Annotated in this window: 16 protein-coding genes; 6 read left to right on the forward strand and 10 right to left on the reverse strand. The window is 67.7% G+C overall.

Annotation, left to right across the window (positions count from 1 at the left end; translation table 11 throughout):
- Positions 1–26: 26 nt before the first annotated feature.
- The gene (locus VK92_RS25005; protein ID WP_021158433.1) at positions 27–1,466 is read right to left on the reverse strand and encodes an aldehyde dehydrogenase family protein; all 1,440 of its coding nucleotides are present in this window, start codon (positions 1,464–1,466) and stop codon (positions 27–29) included.
- Positions 1,467–1,699: 233 nt separating this feature from the next.
- Between VK92_RS25005 and ppa the strand changes: the two genes are divergently transcribed.
- Positions 1,700–2,227 (forward strand): inorganic diphosphatase, encoded by a 528-nt coding sequence (ppa, locus tag VK92_RS25010; protein WP_027786751.1) that lies wholly within the window; start codon positions 1,700–1,702, stop codon positions 2,225–2,227.
- Between the two features lie 56 nt (positions 2,228–2,283).
- Here ppa and VK92_RS25015 read toward each other — a convergent pair whose 3' ends face one another.
- A complete protein-coding gene (locus VK92_RS25015; protein WP_048025371.1) occupies positions 2,284–3,177 on the reverse strand; it encodes a GIY-YIG nuclease family protein in 894 nt (297 codons plus the stop codon).
- Positions 3,178–3,226: 49 nt separating this feature from the next.
- Positions 3,227–4,261, reverse strand: a complete 1,035-nt coding sequence (locus VK92_RS25020; protein ID WP_048025372.1) for a helix-turn-helix transcriptional regulator — start codon at positions 4,259–4,261, stop codon at positions 3,227–3,229.
- Positions 4,262–4,411: 150 nt separating this feature from the next.
- Between VK92_RS25020 and VK92_RS25025 the strand changes: the two genes are divergently transcribed.
- On the forward strand, positions 4,412–6,670 hold the full coding sequence (locus VK92_RS25025; RefSeq protein WP_048025373.1) for a glycoside hydrolase family 3 C-terminal domain-containing protein: 2,259 nt from the start codon (positions 4,412–4,414) through the stop codon (positions 6,668–6,670).
- A 95-nt stretch (positions 6,671–6,765) separates the two neighbouring features.
- Here VK92_RS25025 and VK92_RS25030 read toward each other — a convergent pair whose 3' ends face one another.
- Complete coding sequence (locus VK92_RS25030) at positions 6,766–7,944, reverse strand: GNAT family N-acetyltransferase (RefSeq protein ID WP_048025374.1); 1,179 nt, start codon at positions 7,942–7,944, stop codon at positions 6,766–6,768.
- A gap of 111 nt (positions 7,945–8,055) precedes the next feature.
- Between VK92_RS25030 and VK92_RS25035 the strand changes: the two genes are divergently transcribed.
- A complete protein-coding gene (locus tag VK92_RS25035; protein WP_048025375.1) occupies positions 8,056–9,771 on the forward strand; it encodes an NAD+ synthase in 1,716 nt (571 codons plus the stop codon).
- Positions 9,772–9,854: 83 nt separating this feature from the next.
- Positions 9,855–10,193, forward strand: coding sequence for a P-II family nitrogen regulator (locus VK92_RS25040; RefSeq protein WP_006398637.1), 339 nt, complete (start codon positions 9,855–9,857; stop codon positions 10,191–10,193).
- A gap of 136 nt (positions 10,194–10,329) precedes the next feature.
- Here VK92_RS25040 and VK92_RS25045 read toward each other — a convergent pair whose 3' ends face one another.
- Positions 10,330–11,409 (reverse strand): porin, encoded by a 1,080-nt coding sequence (locus VK92_RS25045; protein WP_021158488.1) that lies wholly within the window; start codon positions 11,407–11,409, stop codon positions 10,330–10,332.
- Between the two features lie 563 nt (positions 11,410–11,972).
- The gene (locus VK92_RS25050; protein WP_042974110.1) at positions 11,973–12,899 is read right to left on the reverse strand and encodes a LysR family transcriptional regulator; all 927 of its coding nucleotides are present in this window, start codon (positions 12,897–12,899) and stop codon (positions 11,973–11,975) included.
- A gap of 133 nt (positions 12,900–13,032) precedes the next feature.
- On the opposite strand from VK92_RS25050, the gene VK92_RS25055 reads away from it, so the two are divergent.
- A complete protein-coding gene (locus VK92_RS25055; RefSeq protein WP_048025376.1) occupies positions 13,033–13,530 on the forward strand; it encodes a GNAT family N-acetyltransferase in 498 nt (165 codons plus the stop codon).
- Between the two features lie 76 nt (positions 13,531–13,606).
- Here VK92_RS25055 and VK92_RS25060 read toward each other — a convergent pair whose 3' ends face one another.
- The 4 genes from VK92_RS25060 to VK92_RS25075 form a co-directional block, all read right to left on the reverse strand.
- On the reverse strand, positions 13,607–14,386 hold the full coding sequence (locus VK92_RS25060; protein ID WP_042974078.1) for an ABC transporter ATP-binding protein: 780 nt from the start codon (positions 14,384–14,386) through the stop codon (positions 13,607–13,609).
- An 18-nt stretch (positions 14,387–14,404) separates the two neighbouring features.
- Complete coding sequence (locus VK92_RS25065) at positions 14,405–15,118, reverse strand: ABC transporter permease (protein WP_042974080.1); 714 nt, start codon at positions 15,116–15,118, stop codon at positions 14,405–14,407.
- Positions 15,115–15,804, reverse strand: a complete 690-nt coding sequence (locus VK92_RS25070) for an ABC transporter permease (RefSeq protein ID WP_021158491.1) — start codon at positions 15,802–15,804, stop codon at positions 15,115–15,117. Before VK92_RS25070 ends, VK92_RS25065 begins: the two co-directional genes overlap by 4 nt.
- A 241-nt stretch (positions 15,805–16,045) precedes the next feature.
- Positions 16,046–16,828: an ABC transporter substrate-binding protein gene (locus tag VK92_RS25075; RefSeq protein ID WP_021158492.1), complete on the reverse strand. Its 783-nt coding sequence runs from the start codon at positions 16,826–16,828 to the stop codon at positions 16,046–16,048.
- 369 nt (positions 16,829–17,197) lie between these two features.
- Between VK92_RS25075 and VK92_RS25080 the strand changes: the two genes are divergently transcribed.
- Positions 17,198–17,893 (forward strand): pirin family protein, encoded by a 696-nt coding sequence (locus VK92_RS25080; protein WP_048025377.1) that lies wholly within the window; start codon positions 17,198–17,200, stop codon positions 17,891–17,893.
- Positions 17,894–17,965 lie beyond the last annotated feature (72 nt).

Here is a 17,965-nt window from a genome sequence, read left to right on the forward strand (position 1 = left end):
CATGCCGCGTCCTGCTTGCCGCGCGTTCAGCCGTGCCGGATCGCGATCGTTTTCAGCGCGGTGAAGCCGTACAGTGCCTCGAAGCCTTTCTCGCGGCCATGCCCCGAATGGCCGACACCGCCGAACGGCAGCTCGACGCCGCCGCCCGCGCCGTAGTTGTTGATGAACACCTGGCCCGCCCGCAGGCGCCGCGCGATACGCATCTGGCGTGCGCCGTCGCGCGTCCAGATGCCCGCGACGAGGCCGTACGGCGTGCCGTTCGCCAGCGCGACGGCTTCGTCTTCGTCGACGAAACGCATCGCGGCGAGCACGGGGCCGAACACTTCCTCCTGCGCGAGCCGGTGCGACGGCGGCACGTCGCGCAACAGCGCGGGTGCCTGGTAGAAGCCGCTTTCGGGTGCCTCGGCGACGACCTGCCCATGCGCGGCCATCGGAATGCCGTCGTGCTGCGCGTCGGACAGGAAATCCCACACGCGCTGCTGCTGCTTCGCGTTGATCAGCGGGCCGCAGTCGAGGTCGGCGCGGCTCGGGCCGACGCGCAGCCCGTTGAACGCGGTGGCGAGCCGCTCGACGAGCGGCTCGTACACCGCGCGCTCGATCAGCACGCGGCTGCCGGCCGAGCAGGTCTGCCCGCCGTTCTGCACGATCGCCGACACGAGCACGGGCAGCGCCGCGTCGAGGTCGGCATCGGCGAACACGATCTGCGGCGACTTGCCGCCGAGTTCGAGCGTGACGGGTACGTGGTTCTCGGCCGCCATCTGCGTGACCAGCTTGCCGGTAGCGGGGGAGCCCGTGAACGAGATGTGGTCGATGCCGGGATGGCGCGCGAGCGCGGCGCCGGCCTCATGGCCGTAGCCGGTGACGATGTTGAGCGCGCCGGCCGGCAGCCCGGCCTCGGCGGCCAGCTCGGCCACGCGCAGCAACGACAGGCATGCATCCTCGGCCGGCTTGACGACGCATGCGTTGCCGGCCGCGAGCGCGGCGCCGACGCTGCGCCCGAAAATCTGCATCGGGTAGTTCCACGGCACGATGTGGCCCGTGACGCCGTGCGGCTCGCGCACCGTCAGCACGGTGTAGCCGGCTTGGTAGGGAAGGGTTTCGCCATGCAGCTTGTCGGCCGCGCCCGCGTAGAACTCGAAGTAGCGCGCGAGCGCGGCGGCATCCGCGCGTGCCTGCTTGAGCGGCTTGCCGGTGTCGCGTGCCTCGATCGTGGCGAGTTCCTCGAGGGAATCGGCCACGCGCGCCGACAGCCGCATCAGCACGCGGCCGCGCTCGGCGGCGCTTTTGGCGCCCCATGGGCCCGCGAACGCGTCGCGGGCCGCGGCGACCGCGCGCTCGATGTCGGGCGCCGTGCCGCGGGCAATGGCTGCGAACGGCTGGCCGTCGGACGGATCGACGACCGCGATGGTTTCCAGTTGCGCAGGCAACGTCCATTCGCCTGCGATGAAGTGCTTCGCCTCTTCCATGCGTGCTCCTGTCTTCGCGTCGACCGCCGACGGTGCTCTGGCGCCGACGCCGGTTCCATGCAACGCGGCCGGGGGTTCGACGGCCGGACATCGGGAACGATTATCGCGCCGATCGTCATCCGGACGCCACCGGTCGATTGGCTATAATGGCGCATTCCGTTGGGGGACGCCTGCGGCGATGCATCGGCCGCGGCGCCCTGTCCCGAATTCCCATCGACCTACAGAGAGTGCTCATGAGCTTCAACCATGTTCCGGCCGGCAAGGACCTGCCGCAAGATTTCAACGTGATCATCGAGATTCCCGCGCAAAGCGACCCGGTGAAGTACGAGGCGGACAAGGAACTGGGCCTCCTCGTCGTCGACCGTTTCATCGGCACGGGCATGCGTTATCCGGTGAACTACGGCTACATCCCGCAGACGCTGTCGGGCGACGGCGATCCGGTCGACGTGCTGGTGATCACGCCGTTCCCGCTGCTGGCCGGCTCGATCGTGCGTTCGCGCGTGCTCGGCATGCTGCAGATGACCGACGAGTCGGGCGTCGACGCGAAGCTGGTTGCGGTGCCGCACGACAAGGTCTGCCCGATGACGGCCAACCTGAAGTCGATCGACGACGTGCCCGAGTACCTGAAGGATCAGATCAAGCACTTCTTCGAGCAATACAAGGCGCTCGAGAAGGGCAAGTGGGTGAAGGTCGAAGGCTGGGCCGGCATCGAAGCCGCGCACAAGGAAATCGCCGACGGCGCAGCGAACTACAAGAAGTAAGCCGTCTGGCCGGCCTCTCGGCCGGTTCGTTCGGAACGCAAACCGCGCGTGTCTCGTCAGGAGGCCGCGCGGTTTTGTTTTGTGCGCGGGCCGGCGCCCGGGGTGGCCTTCTTTCGGGGGCGCGCGGGGGCCGGCGCAGGCAGGGCGGTGGCGTTCGATGCGCTTCTCGCACGATTCGCGCGTGTGGCGCGGCGGATGGCGGTGACGGGATTCGCCGGGGTTTCGATCGTGTCGGTGGTGGTCCTTGTTGCCGATGCACGGCTGCGCGTCGGCGCGGAAGCAACGTCGGTGCGTGGTTTTGCGGCGGACTTGCCGCCGGCGGCCGGCGCTTTCTGCTTCGATGTGGCTTTCGTGGCTTTCGTGGCTTTCGTGGCCGACTTGCCGCGAGGCGAGCCCTTTTTCACTTCGGCCGCGTCGTCGGTCTTCGCACGCTTCTTGGCAGGCGTGGCCTTGGTTTTCTTGGGCGCCTGCGCGGCTTGCCCGCGCTTCACGGTTTTTGCGGGCGTGGACGCGTCCCCGTCATTCCCGGCTTTCGCGGCTTTCTTGACGGGCTTGTCCGTTTCAGCGGCCTGCGTCGCGATGTCGGCCGACTGCGCCTTTGCCTTCTTCCGCCCGCGCTTACCGGCCTTCAGTTCGGCCTTCAACCCGGCCGCATCGACGTTCCCGTCGATCGACATCCCGGCCGGCAACACCGACTCGAGCGTCCGGATCCCGGCCGCCAGTTCGCGTTTCTGCGCGGCCGTGAGCCGCTTCACCCAGTACTCGGCACGCGATGCGATCGACCGGTCGGGCAGCGGAAACGACGCGAGCACCGCGCGCGGCTTGCGCGAGCGCGTGTAGCGCGCGCCCTTGCCGGACGCGTGCTCGTCGAAGCGCGCGGCGACATCGGTCGTGATGCCCGTGTAGACGCTGTCGTCGGCGCATTCGATCAGGTACAGAAACCAGGACATGGCAGGGCGGCGGGATGCGAAGCCGCCAGTGTCTCAGAAAAGGCGCGCGTCAACGCCATCGATCGCCGTGCCCGTCGCGAAAACGGCTCGGTGCCGCGCCGAGTTCGCGCGTGAAGAAGCGCGTGAACGCGCTCGTCGAACGGAAGCCGACGCGCACGCCGATCTCGCCGATCGGCAATTGCGTATTCAGCAGCAGGTCGCGCGCCTCGCCGAGCCGGGCCTGCGCGACGAGCGCATGAAAGCCGACCGCCTCGCGATGCAGCCGCCGGCGCAGCGTCCAGCGCGACATCGCGAAGCGCGTGCACACGTGCTGCATCAGTGTGTCGGTCGGTACATCGGCTTCGTCGGCGGTACGCAGCCAGTCGCGCACGCATTGCTCGACCGACGAGCCGAACGTCGAGCGCACGCGTACACGCTCGCGCGCGGCGTCGGCCGCATGACGCTGGATGCCGGCGAGCGGCGCGTTGTAGCGTTCGAACGGCGTGTCGAAGTGCGCTGAACGCAGCACGATGCGGTTGTGCGCGGCGTCGAACGACAGCGGTGCGCCGAGCATGTCGCGCAGCGCGGCGGTGGGTGCGAACGCGCGGCCGGCGAAGGCGGCTTCGTCGACGCGCACGTGCGGATCGTACAGGCGGGCGAGCGCGGTGAGGATCGCGAGGTTCGCGAACGCGCTGCCCGCGTGCCGGCCGTCGCCTTCGTTCACGTATTCGAGCGCGATCGCGTCGCCGTTCTCGTGCGCGAACACCCAGTCGACGTTGCCGATCAGCTCGCGATAGCGCAGGTAGTCGTGCAGCGCGTCGCGCAGCGTCGCCGCGTTGCACGTGATGCCCGCGAGCTCCGGAAACGGCACGAGCCACGGCATGACCTGCGGCGGCGGCCGATGCCACGACAGCGGCCATTCGTTCGTGAGCCGCATCGCGGCGACGTGCCGGTCGCCCGCGATGCGGCGCGTGTCGTCGGCGAGTTCGGCCGGGCCGATGCCGAGCGTGTCATACAGCGGCGCGAGATCGATGCCGTTCGCGCGCGCGTCTTCGCACAGCCAGCGGTAGATCCGCACGGATACCGACTTCTGTTGCAACTCCATGTCTGTCCCCCTTCGTCATGCCGTTCGGGTTTGTCCCCGCTGCGAGAGGTCAACGCATGCTCCTGCCGGTCAAGCGTGGTGACCGGTCGATTTTTAGACTCGGACGCTGGAGTGTGGCGACAAGTACAACAGATCGATTCAGGAGGATCAATGAAAACTTCGCTGTTCCGGTGTTCGACGATTGCGTCCGCGTGCGCGCTCACGGTGCTGCTCGCGTCGTGCGGCGGCGACGACATCCACGCGGGCCCGGCCGCGCCGGCCGACCCCGATGCCGCGGCCGACCAGCGCGCGGCCGCGCTCGTCGCGCAACTGACGAACGACGAGAAACTGCAGCTCGTGCACGGCACGGGCCTGCCGGCGCTCGACCTGGGCGGCCCGTTCCCGGCCGACGCGCTCAATGGCGCGAGCTACATCCCGGGCGTGCCGCGGCTCGGCATTCCGGCCGTCAGCAGTGCCGATTCGGCGGGCGGCGTGAACGTGAAGAACGCGCGCGTGACCGCGCTGCCCGCGCCGGTCGCGCTCGCGGCGACGTGGGACCCGGCGCTCGCCGGCACCTACGGCACGCGCATCGCGCTCGAACTGCGTGCGCTCGGGTTCGCGGAAGGGCTCGGCGGCGGCGTGAACCTCGCGCGTGAGCCGCGCAACGGCCGCACGTTCGAATACATGGGCGAGGATCCGGTGCTCGCGGGCACGCTGAGCGCCGCGCGCACGCAGGCGACGCAGGCGCAGAAGGTGATCGCGACGATCAAGCATTTCGCGTTCAACGACCAGGAAACCAACCGGATGACGATCGATTCGGTCGTCGACGAGCGAACCATGCGCGAGGCCGAACTGCTCGCGTTCGAGATCGGCGTGAAGGACGGCCAGCCGGGCAACGTGATGTGCTCGTACAACAAGCTGAACGGCGTGTATGCGTGCGAGAACCCGTATCTGCTGACCACGGTGCTGAAGAACGAATGGGGCTTCAAGGGCGTCGTGCAGTCCGACTGGGGCGCGACGCATTCGACGGTCGCGGCCGTGCAGGCGGGGCTCGACGAAGAGGAGCCGGGTGCGGCGGACGACAACAACGCGCCGCTCGGCTCGTTCTTCAACACGAAGCTGCGGGCGGCGCTGCAGGCCGGCAGCGTGTCGGCCGCGCGGCTGAACGACATGGTGCAGCGCAAGCTGCGCACGCTGATCCGCATCGGCGTGATGGATGCACCGCCGAAGCCGGGCGGCGCGATCGACGAAGCGGCCGGCAACGCCGATGCGCTCGCGATCGCGCGGCAATCCGCGGTGCTGCTGAAGAACGCGGCCGCGCCCGGCGATGCGCAGCCCGTGCTGCCGCTGGCGGCCGGCGCGCTGAAGTCGGTCGTCGTGATCGGCGGCCATGCGGACGCGGGCGTGCTGTCGGGCGGCGGCTCGGGCGCGGTGCCGGCGATCGACGGCAATGCGGTGACGACCTGCCAGCAACCCGCCGACACGCTGTTCGGCGGCTGTGCGACGTGGTACAAGTCCGCGCCGCTCGCGGCGATTCGCTCGAAGGCGCCGAACGCGGCGGTCAGCTACCTCGACGGAACCGACGCGAATGCCGCGGCGAGCGCGGCCGCGCAGGCCGATGTCGCGATCGTGTTCGCAACGCAGTGGCAGACGGAAGGGCTCGACCTCGCGAGCCTGTCGCTGCCCGATGCGAAGGCCGATCCGTACAACCAGCAATACGACCAGAACGCGCTGATTGCGGCGGTCGCGGCGAAGGCGAAGCGCGTGATCGTCGTGCTCGAGAACGGCAGCCCCGTGCTGATGCCGTGGCTCGCGAACGTGCATGGCGTGCTCGAAGCGTGGTATCCCGGCGCGCAGGGCGGCCAGGCGATCGCCGATCTGCTGTTCGGCGATGCGAACCCGTCGGGCCGGCTGCCGCTGACGTTCCCGAAGCAGGAGGCCGACCTGCCGCAGCCGGCGATCGATCCGTCGCGCACGCAGACCGTCTACGCGGAAGGGCTCGCGTACGGCTATCGCTGGTTCGATGCGAAGGCGATCGAGCCGCTGTTCCCGTTCGGCTACGGGCTGTCGTACACGACGTATGCGTTGTCGGCGCTGTCCGCGCGGGCCGATGCGGCAGGCAACGTGACGGTCGGCGTGACGGTGACGAACACCGGCGCGCGGGCCGGTGCGCAGACGGTGCAGATCTACGCGGCACTGCCCGCGTCGCTCGGCGAACCACCGAAGCGCCTCGTCGGCTGGACCAAGGTCGCGCTGCAGCCGGGCGAGGCGCGTACCGTCAGCGTTGCGGTGCCGGCGCAGCGCTTCGCGGTGTGGGATGCGAATGCGCATGCGTGGCGGATCGCCGAGGGCAGCTACGGGCTGTCGGCGGCGGCTTCGTCGCGTGACCCGCAGGCGCAGTCGACGACGGTGACGCTCGCCGCGCACTGAGCCGGGCGGCCACGCGGCACGCGGCGAGGCCGGTCGTGGTCTCGTCGCGTGCCGGCACGTACTGCCACGTTCCGGCGGCTTCCGGCGCGCAGCCGTTACCCGCCACCGCGCCGGAACGGATCGTGTTCGCGCAATTCGTCGACGTACGCGTGGATGTGCTCGGTCTCGCGTTCGAGAAAGCGCGCGACGGCGTCCGAGAATGCCGGGTGCGCGAGCCAGTGCGCGGAGTGCGTGACGGTCGGCAGGAAGCCGCGCGCGAGCTTGTGTTCGCCCTGCGCGCCGCCTTCGAACGTGTCGAGCCCGGTCTCGATGCAGAACTCGAGCAACTGGTAGTAGGCCGTTTCGAAATGCAGGCACGGCACGTGCTCGACCGCGCCCCAGTAGCGGCCGTACAGCGTGCCGCCGCCGTGCTCGCCGCGCCGGTACACGGCGAGCGCGCTCGCGATCGGTTTCCCGTCGGCTTCCGCGATCACGAGCAGCAGGTTCTCGGGCATCGTCGCGCCGATCGTACGGAAGAAGTCGAGGTTCAGGTACGGGCTCGAATAGTGCTCGCGGTACGTTTGCCGATAGCAGCGCGAGAAGAAGCGCCAGTCGGCGTCGGTGATCCGGTCGCCGGTCAGCCGCCGGAACGTCACGCCCGCCTCGTGCACCTTGCGCCGCTCCGCGCGGATGTTCTTGCGCTTCTTCTGCTCAAGCGTGCCGAGGAAATCGTCGAAGTGGCGGTAGCCGTCGTTGATCCAGTGGAACTGCACACCTTCGCGCAGCATCATGCCCATCGATTCGAGGAGCGCCGCTTCGTCGCCGGTCGGGAACAGCACGTGCAGCGACGACACGTCGCTCTGCTCGGCGAATGCGAGCAGCGTGGCCGCGAGCCGGCGGCGCGCATCGTCGTCGGCCGCGAGCAGGCGCGTGCCCTGCACGGGCGTGAACGGCACCGCGCACAGCAGCTTCGGGTAGTAGGGCAGGTCGTTGCGCTGGTACGCGTCGGCCCAGGCCCAGTCGAACACGTATTCGCCGTACGAATGCTGCTTCGCGTAGACGGGCGCGGCGGCCGCGAGGCGCCCGGTGCGCTCGTCGGTCAGCGTGACGAAATGCGGCGACCAGCCGGTGTCGTCGACCGCGCAGCGCGCGACGTGCAGCGCGTCGAGGAATTCGTGGCGCAGGAAGGGCGTCGGCTGCGCGTCGCGGGCGAGCAGCGCGTTCCATTCGTCGGCCGGCACCTCCGCGGGGGACGACAGGATGCCCGTGCGATAATCGATGCGTTCGTGTTTCAAGCGTGAATCCGTACCATTCTGTGTCGCCGGATGCGAGGGCCTGCGCGGGCCCGCACCGGGACGATTTCGTCAGCCGTTCAGGGCGCGCCGCCGGGCTGCGCCGATCCCGCCATGAAGACCCGACTCGCTCTCGCCCAGATCAACGTCACCGTTGGCGATTTCGCCGGCAACGTCGCGCGGATCGTCGCGGCCGCGCGCGCTGCGCACAACGATGGTGCGCAGCTGATGATCGCACCCGAACTTGCGCTGTCCGGCTATCCGCCGGAAGACCTGCTGCTGCGGCCGGCGTTCTACGCGGCGGCAGCGGCCGCGCTCGACGCGCTCGCCGGCGCCTTGAAGGCGTTCGACGGGCTCGCGGTGCTGGTCGGCCATCCGTTGCGCGGCGCGGGCGCGCCGGGCGGCGATCCGCATGCGCCAGCCGTCGATGGTAATGCAAACCGCCCGATCGAGCGCGGCGTGCCGCCCACCGATACCTACAACGCGGTATCGCTGATCGTCGGCGGCGAGATCGTCGGCACCTACCGCAAGCAGGACCTCCCCAACACCGAGGTGTTCGACGAGAAGCGCTACTTCGCGACCGACACCGAGCCGCTCGTGTTCGAGCTGAACGGCGTGAAGTACGGCGTGATCATCTGCGAGGATGCGTGGCATGCATCGGCCGCGCAGATCGCCAAGGCGGCCGGCGCGCAGGTGCTGCTGATCCCGAACGGCTCGCCGTACCACATGAACAAGGAAGCGGTGCGCGTCGACATCCTGCGCGCGCGGATTCGCGAAACCGGGCTGCCGATGGTGTACGTGAACCTCGTCGGCGGCCAGGACGAACTCGTATTCGACGGCGGCTCGTTCGTGCTCGACGCGCAGGGCGCGCTCGTCGCGAGGATGCCGCAGTTCGACGAAGGGCACGCGATCGTCGAATTCGACGGCGCGCGGCCGCTGCCCGGCGCGATCGCGCCCGAGCTGTCGACCGACGCGCAGGTGTACCGTGCGCTCGTGACCGGCGTGCGCGACTACATCGGCAAGAACGGCTTTCCGGGCGTGCTGATCGGGCTGTCGGGCGGTGTCGATTCGGCGCTGGTGGTCGCGGTCGCATGCGATGCGCTCGGGCCCGGGCGCGTGCGCGCGGTGATGATGCCGTCGCGCTTCACGGCCGACATCTCGACCACCGACGCGGCGGAGATGGCGCGGCGCGTCGGCGTGCGCTACGACGAGATCGCGATCGCGCCGATGTTCGATGCATTCCGCGCGGCGCTCGCGGGCGAGTTCGCGGGCCGCGCGGAAGACGCGACGGAAGAGAACATCCAGGCGCGCATCCGCGGCACGCTGCTGATGGCGCTGTCGAACAAGTTCGGCTCGATCGTGCTGACGACCGGCAACAAGAGCGAGATGGCGGTCGGCTACTGCACGCTGTACGGCGACATGGCCGGCGGCTTCGCGGTGATCAAGGACATCGCGAAGACGCTCGTGTACCGGCTCTGCCGTTACCGCAACGAAACGGCCGACTATGCACTGCGCGACGTGATCCCCGAGCGGATCCTCACGCGTGCGCCGTCGGCCGAGCTGCGCGAGAACCAGACCGACCAGGACAGCCTGCCGCCTTACGACGTACTCGACGCGATCATGCGGATGTACATGGAAGAAGATCGGCCGCTCGCCGAGATCGTCGCGGCCGGTTATGCGCAGGCGGACGTCGAACGCGTGACGCGGCTCATCAAGATCAACGAATACAAGCGCCGCCAGGCGCCGATCGGCATTCGCGTCACGCATCGCGCATTCGGGCGCGACTGGCGCTACCCGATCACGTCACGTTTTACCGAACGCCTCGACTGAGCCGTGCTGGGCCGCATGCGGCTCGCAGGCTTACAATCGGGGTCGCGATTTTTCATCCAAACGAGCATTGAGGGACAACCACCATGAAACGCATCACTGCCATCATCAAGCCGTTCAAGCTGGACGAAGTCCGCGAAGCGCTCGCCGAAGTGGGTCTCACGGGCCTGACCGTGACGGAAGTGAAGGGCTTCGGCCGCCAGAAGGGGCATACCGAGCTGTATCGCGGCGCGGAATACGTCGTCGACTTCCTGCCGAAGATGAAGATCGAGGTCGTCGTCGCGGAAGCGCAGGTCGACCAGGTGATCGACGCGGTGATCGGCGCGGCGCGCACCGGCAAGATCGGCGACGGCAAGATCTTCGTGTCGGATGTCGAGCGCGTGATCCGCATCCGCACCGGCGAAGAGAACGAAGCGGCCGTCTGAGCGCCGTATTCGTCAGCGGGCCGTTTCAGGCCCCGCCAATAAAAAACGGTGCGATACCCGTTTGGGTACCGCACCGATACGCGCCTCTCGCAGCAGCGTGGAAAGTGTTGCCGAATCGTTCTTTGACGGCGCCTGATCAGAACAGGTGCTGGATGCCGGCGTAGACGCCGGTCTGGCTGCCGCCCGGATTCGGGTTGCCCGTCGACACGGCCGTACCGGCGCCGTTCGCGTTCAGGCCGAAGTTGGCGTTCTTGCTGTTGCGCACCGTCGCGACCTGCAGGTCGAACAGCGTGCGCTTCGAGATGTTGTACGAGCCGCCGACGGTGTAGATGTTCGCGTTGCCGCCGCCGTGGTTCGCGTTCACGTGATACACGGCCGCGATCAGCGCCGCTGCCGGCGTTGCCTGCCACGTCACGCCGCCCCAGACCTGCTGGGTGCCCGTCACGCCGGCGTTCACCGCCGGGCCGCCGCTGCCGTCCGCGCGCGAGGCCTGGTAAGCGGCCTGAACCTTGAACTGGCCGAGGAACACGTTCACGCCCGCGAAGTATTCACGCGAGTAGTTGAACACGTCCGAGAAGCGGCCGTTGCTGTCGCGCGTTTCGTCGTAGATGCCGCGCAACTGGAACAGCGAATTCGTATAGGTGACCTGTGCGCCGGCTGCACGGCCCGGTTGGCCGGCCGTCGTGTTGCCGTTGAAGCTGGTCGAGTTCGAGAACGAGAACTGGCCGTAGAAGTCGAGGCCGTAGAACTGCGGCGACTGGTACGACACGTTGTTGCTGGTCTTGTTCCAGTTGCGGCCGCGCACCAGCGAGGCAGTCGACCAGGCCGACTGGCCGAACGGGTCGAAGTCCCACACGCCGTTGGCGATCGCGAGTTCACGACCCAGCAGCAGCGTACCGTAACGGTCGTTCGAGATACCGACGGTCGCGAAACGATCCCAGATCGAGCCGCTGAAGCCGCCCGTCATCGTGTTGAACGCGCCTTCGAGGTGGAACAGGATCTTGTTGCCGCCGCCGATGTCTTCGGTGCCCTTCAAGCCCCACAGGCTGGTGCCCCAGTCGCCGCTTTCCGCGCGCACCTGATGGCCGTTTTGCAGGCCGTTCAGGTACTCGAGGCCGGCATCCAGGCGACCATACAGCGTGACGCTGCTCTGCGCGTGCGCCGTCACCACCCCAGCAGCCATCAGCGCGGCCGCGACCAAAGCTTTCTTCATCATCTCCTCCATACCCTGTCAAAAAGTCAACCCAGACTGCACGAGATGCCCGGAGCGCGAGCGCCGGGCAAAAGCGGGATAACCAGGGAGACCTCGTGCAGGGCCGGTAAGCGCAGCACGCGGGCAAGCGGACGGAAAACCGTTGAGCGGTCCCGCGCAGCCGGGTCGGCCTGCGGGGTCTCCTTGTAGTGTCGTGAAGCTAAACTACATTTCACGAACTTCGTTTTGCTACTTTGGTTACTAATTTAGCAAAAATACAATTTTGTGGCGATGGAAATCGTTGTTTGACTAACACCTGTCGCCAAATTGCCATGCAACACGGTGGGCAACAGGTGCGCCGAGGGTTTGCAATTAACGGAAAACCCTTGTCCCACAAGGGAGACACGGCTTTCGCAAACAGGGATCAAGGATTGCCACTATTGACGTTGCAGGGGGCGCGGGCGTATGCGCCAGACAGGAGAAATTAGTAAGTATTTCGTAATGAATGGGCGGCCACCGGACGTCGCCGGCCCGTGCCCGTCGCGCTGGCACGGCGACGCGCGACGCGGTGCGCCGGCGCGCTCCGGTCAGGCAGGCTCCGGCCTCGCTTCGAGCAACTGCGTGCGAATCCAGCGATGCGCATCGGTGCGCGCGTGCTTCGCGTGCGAGTAGACCTTCACGGTGTAGCGCGGGATCTCGAACGGCGCCGGAAAGATGCGGATCGGCGCCGCGTGCCGGAGCGCCTGCGCGGCGCGGTTCGGCACGGTCATCAGCAGCGCGGATTCCGCAATCACGAACGGTGCGGCCAGCACGGTCGGCAACTGCACGGCGACTTGCCGCGCGAGGCCGAGCCGGTCGAGCACGTGGTCGACGACGCCGCGCGACTCGTTCCACGGCGTGACGACCACGTGGCGTGCCGCCAGGTACTGGTCGAGCGTGAGCCGCCGGCGGATGTCCGGATGCGCGGCGCTCGCGATGACGACGTAGTCGTCGGAGAACCAGTCGAAGTCCTCGATGCCCGGCGCGTCGGCCGCCGATTCCTCGTGGTAGCCGAGCGCGAAATCGATGCGGCCGGCCGCGAGTTCGTCGACGGAAATCTTCCGGTCGGAATGCACGACGCGGATCCGCAACCGCGGCGCGACATGCTGGATGCGCGCGAGAAACGCCGGCAGCACGGCGAAGGCCGTGTAGTCGGTCGCCGCGAACACGAACGTGCGGTCGCTTTGCGCGGGATCGAAGCGGCGCGCGCGGGCAAGCCCCTTCGACATCGCGTCGAGCGCGTCGCCGGCCCAGGTGGCGATGTCGTCGGCGCGTACGGTCGGCTGCATCTCGTTGCCGAGGCGCACGAACAGCGCGTCGCCGATCGCGTCGCGCAGCCGCGCGAGCGCGTGGCTCAGCGCGGACGGGCTCAATGCAAGCTCGTGCGCGGCCGCGGCGACGGACCGGTGGCGGTACAGCGCGTCGAACACGAGCAGCAGGTTCAGGTCGAGACGGCGCAGATCGGGATGCATCATGTTCATGTCAGGATGAAAAACCTGCACTTCCTGCAGGCGCTGCGTGAACGTAGCATGACGATCTGATTGGCGCCAGCGCGGCTGCGCGGCGCCGCTTCCCGTTTCAAGTCCGGGCCGGAGGAGGGCTCATCCCGTGCAAATCGACATTCGTTCCGCCACCGTCGCCGACGTGCCGCAGATCCTGCGTTTCATTACCGAACTGGCCGTCTACGAGAAGGCCGAGCATGAAGTGATCGCGACGCCCGCGTCGCTCGAGCGCAGCCTGTTCGGCGACGGATCGCCGGCGCGCGCGCTGATCTGCGAGGTCGACGGCGAGCCGGCAGGCTTCGCCGTATATTTCTTCTCGTATTCGACGTGGCTCGCCCGGCAGGGGCTGTATCTCGAAGATCTGTACGTGTCGCCGCGTTTTCGCGGCGCGGGCGCCGGGCTGCGGCTGCTGAAGGCGCTCGCGCGGATCGCGGTCGAGTCGGGTTGCGGGCGTTTCGAGTGGAGCGTTCTCGACTGGAACGAGCCGGCGATCCGCTTCTACGAGAGCGTCGGCGCGGCGCCGCAGAGCGAATGGGTGCGTTACCGGCTCGCGGGCGACGAGCTGCGCGCGTTCGCCGACAGCGCGCCGGTGAGCGCCGCATGAACGCCACATAGACGCCACGTAAACGCAAAACGGGCGCCGCGAGGCGCCCGTTCGAACGTCGTGCGTTTCGTGCGCGTTACTTGAGGCTGCCGGACAGGAACCCGCGCAGGCGTTCGCTCTTCGGGTTGGCAAACACCTCGGACGGCACGCCTTCTTCCTCGACGCGGCCCTGGTGCAGGAACATCACGTGGTTCGACACGTTGCGCGCGAAGCCCATCTCGTGCGTGACGACGATCATCGTGCGGCCTTCCTCGGCGAGCTTCTGCATCACCTTCAGCACTTCACCCACCAGTTCCGGGTCGAGCGCCGACGTCGGTTCGTCGAACAGCATCACGTCCGGATGCATCGCCAGCGCGCGCGCAATCGCGACACGCTGCTGCTGGCCGCCCGACAGGTGCGACGGATACTGCTTCTCGACGCGCGGCGCGAGGCCGACTTTCTCGAGATACGTGCGCGCACGCTCCTCGGCTTCCTTCTTCGGGATGCCGAGCACGTTCACGGGCGCTTCCATCACGTTCTCGATCACGTTCATGTGCGACCAGAGATTGAAGTGCTGGAACACCATCGACAGCTTGGTGCGCACGCGCTGCAGCTGCTTCGTATCGGCCGCGCGCAGCGCGCCCGACTTGTCGAGCGCGGTGCGCACTTCCTCGCCGTCGACGAAGATGCGGCCCGCATTCGGCTGCTCGAGGAAGTTGATGCAGCGGAGCATCGTGCTCTTGCCGGAGCCGGACGAGCCGATCACGCTGATCACGTCGCCCGAGTTCGCCTTCAGCGACACGCCCTTGAGCACCTCGTTGTCGCCGTACCGCTTGTGCAGATCGTCGACGAAAAGCTTCTGAGTCTGGGAATTCATCAATAGTCCTGCGAAAACTTACTTGCCTTGCGGGCGCAGATATGCGAGCCAGCGACGCTCGGCCTGGCGGAACAGCCACACGAGCGTGAACGAGATCGCGAGGTAGAGCAGGGCGGCGATGCCGAACGCATGGAACGACATGTAGGTCGCCGAGTTCACGTCGCGGGCGATCTTCAGGATGTCCGGCACGGTCGCGGTGAAGGCGACGGTGGTCGCGTGCAGCATCAGGATCACTTCGTTGCTGTACAGCGGCAGCGCGCGACGCAGTGCCGACGGCAGGATCACGCGGCGATACATCGTGAACGTGGACATCCCGTAGGCACGCGCGGCTTCGATCTCGCCGTACGACGTCGCCTTGATTGCACCCGCGAAGATCTCGGTGGTGTACGCGCAGGTGTTCAGCGTGAACGCGAGCAGCGTGCAGTGCATCCCGTCGCGGAAGAACGCGTCGAGCATCGGCGTGCCGCGCACGGCCTGCAGGCTGTAGAGGCCCGTGTAGCAGAGCAGCAGCTGCACGTAGAGCGGCGTGCCGCGGAACACGTACGTGTAGAGCCACACGGCGCCCGACAGCCACTTCTTCTTCGACACGCGCGCGACCGCGAGCGGCACCGACAGGCAGAAGCCGAGGCCGATCGACACGACCAGCAGCCACAGCGTGATCGCGACGCCGGTGATGCGGTAGCCGTCGGTGTAGAGGTAGTTGCGCCAGTATTCTTGGATGAGGTCGATCATAGGTCAGCCTTGCGGACGCCGGTCGAGTAGCGCTTTTCGAGCCACATCAGCACGAAGTTCGAGATCGTCGTGATCGCGAGGTAGACGGCACCCGCGATCAGCGTGAAGAAGAAGAACCGCAGCGTGCCCTTGCCGGCGTCCTGCGACGCCTTCACGACATCGGCCAGGCCGATGATCGACACGAGCGCGGTCGACTTCACGAGCACCTGCCAGTTGTTGCCGATGCCCGGCAGCGCGAAGCGCATCATCTGCGGGAACATGATCCGCGTGAACACCTGCCAGTTGGTCATCCCGTACGCGCTGCCGGCCTCGAGCTGGCCGCGCGGCACCGACAGGAACGCCCCGCGGAAGGTCTCGGTGAAGTACGCGCCGTAGATGAAGCCGAGCACGAGCACGCCGGCGAGGAACGGGTCGATGTCGATCTGGTCCCAGCCGAGCGCGTCGGTCGCCATGTTCAGCCAGATCTGCAGGCTGTAGAACAGCAGCAGCATCAGCACGAGGTCGGGCACGCCGCGGATCAGCGTGGTGTAGACGGTGCCGACGCCGTTCGTGAAGCGGTTGCGCGACAGCTTCGCGCCCGCGCCGAGCAGCCCCAGCAGAAACGACAGCGCGAGCGAAAGCACCGCCAGTTTGACGGTTTGCCAGGTGCCAGCGAGGATCAGCGGGCCGTAACCTTGTAGAAACATATGTGGTCCCTGGGGTGGTCCCTAGTGTGGTCCCGTAGGGCGCACGCGGTGCGCCGCGAAAGACGCGCCCGCCAAGCTGCGCGGAACGCCTCGTGCGTATCATGACCGTCCGCCCCGGCATCGGTGCCGGGCCAGCCCGTCGCGCGAGCGGCGGGCGAGGGGGCGGGCGGCGCGTGGTCGACTGCCTGTACTGCCCGGACACGGGGCCGCCCCCGCATCCGTTGCCTCTTCTTTTCGACGCTCAGCGGGCCGAAGCCGAATAGACGCTGAACGCGAAATACTTGTGCGACAGCCGGTCGTACGTGCCGTCCTTGTGCATGTCGGCCAGTGCCTTGTTGATCTTGAGCTTCAGGTCCGTATCTTCCTTGCGCAGGCCGATCGCGGTGCCGTCGCCGATCGTCTTCGGATCCTTCACTTCCGGCCCGGCGAACGCGAAACCCTTGCCGCGTGGCGTGCGCAGGAAGCCGTAGTCGGCTTGCAGCTCGTCCTGCAGCGTCGCGTCGAGGCGGCCCGAGCCGAGATCGGCATAGACCTGGTCCTGGTTCTGGTAAGGAATGATCGTCACGCCCTGCGGCTCCCAGTACGCCTTCGCGTAGGTTTCCTGCGTCGAGCCCTGCTCGACGCCCACGCGCTTGCCCTTCAGCGATGCGATCGTCGGCAGCAGCGGCGAACCGGCCTTCGCGATCATCCGCGCCGGCGCGTCGTATACCTTGTCGGAGAAGTCGATCTGTTCGCGGCGCTTGTCCGTGACGGTCAGCGACGACACGATGACGTCGTACTTCTTCGCCTTCAGCGCCGGGATGATCCCGTCGAGATCCTGCGCCACCCACACGCATTTCACGTTGATCCGCTTGCAGATTTCCTTGGTGAGATCGACGTCGAACCCGACGATCTCGCCGCTCGGCGCGGTCGACTCGAACGGCGGGTAGCTGGCGTCGACGCCGATCCGCACGGTCTTCCACTCCTTCGCGAAGGCGCTGCCCGCCACGAGGGCGAGGGCGGCGCACAGGGCGGCCTTCTTCATTTCGATCCTTCTGTTGCTGACTTTCCGGGGGCGCTCGCGGCCGGTCGAACCGGGCGCCGCGGCGTATTCTAGACGGCCAAAATTCGCCGATCGGCGTTCTGGCGATGGCGGCCGCCGGAACGGCGAACGCCAAAAGGGCGGTATTTTACCCGAACGCGATACCCGGAAACCGGCAATCCGGGTCGACCGATCGATTCCTCGAGGCATTGATCCGGCTGTTGCGATAATCGTCGTATTCTCAGCGGGCATTGGGTCAATTGCATCCGCGGATGCAACGATGCAGTGCGCGAGCGGTGGATTGTGGCGCGATTGGCACACTCATACAGTGTCGGCATACCAGAACAACGCCTCTCACGGAGTGTCCGCCCCATGTTCCAGATCCGCCGCGCCGCCGATCGCGACCAGCGCAGCCATGGCTGGCACGAATTCCTTCACAGCTTTCCTTGCGCGTCCGGCCGGGGCGGGCCGCCGGTCTTCGGCGCGTTGCGCGAACTGAACGAGGAGTGCATCGCGCCGACCCGCGGCTACGGGATGCGGCCGTACCGGGATGCGGAAATCGTCACCTACGTGCTCGACGGCGCGCTCGCGCACCGCGACAGCCTCGGCAACGGGGCAATCGTGCGTGCGGGCGGCGTGCAGCGCATGAGTGCCGGCACCGGCGTCATGCTCAGCGAAGCCAACGCGTCGTGCGACCAGCCGTTGCGCCTGCTGCGGATCTGGCTCGCGCCGGCCGGGGCGGCCGGCCGGCCCGGCTACGCGCAGACGCGCTTTGCCGACGACGACAAGCGCGGGCGGCTGCGGCTCGTCGCGGCGCCGGACGGTGGCGGCGGCGCGCTGCCGTTGGATGCGGACGCACGCATCTTTGCGGGACTGATCGACGGCGACGAGGCGGCGGCGTTCGACCTGCCGGCCGGGCGCCGTGCCTATGTGCACGTGGTGCGCGGCGACGTCGCGGTGAACGGCCGCGCGCTGGCCGCGGGTGACGGCGCGCGGATCGGCGGCGTGGACGCGGTGGCGTTCGCACGCGGCCGGGCGGCCGAGGTGCTGCTGTTCGACGTCGCCTGAAACGCAAAAGGGGACGCAGGGCGGTGCCCGCGTCCCCTTCGAGGATGCCGCTCCGCGGAGCGGCCCCGCCGG

The sequence above is a fragment of the Burkholderia sp. LK4 genome, from assembly GCF_001043615.1.
Taxonomy (GTDB): domain Bacteria; phylum Pseudomonadota; class Gammaproteobacteria; order Burkholderiales; family Burkholderiaceae; genus Burkholderia; species Burkholderia cepacia.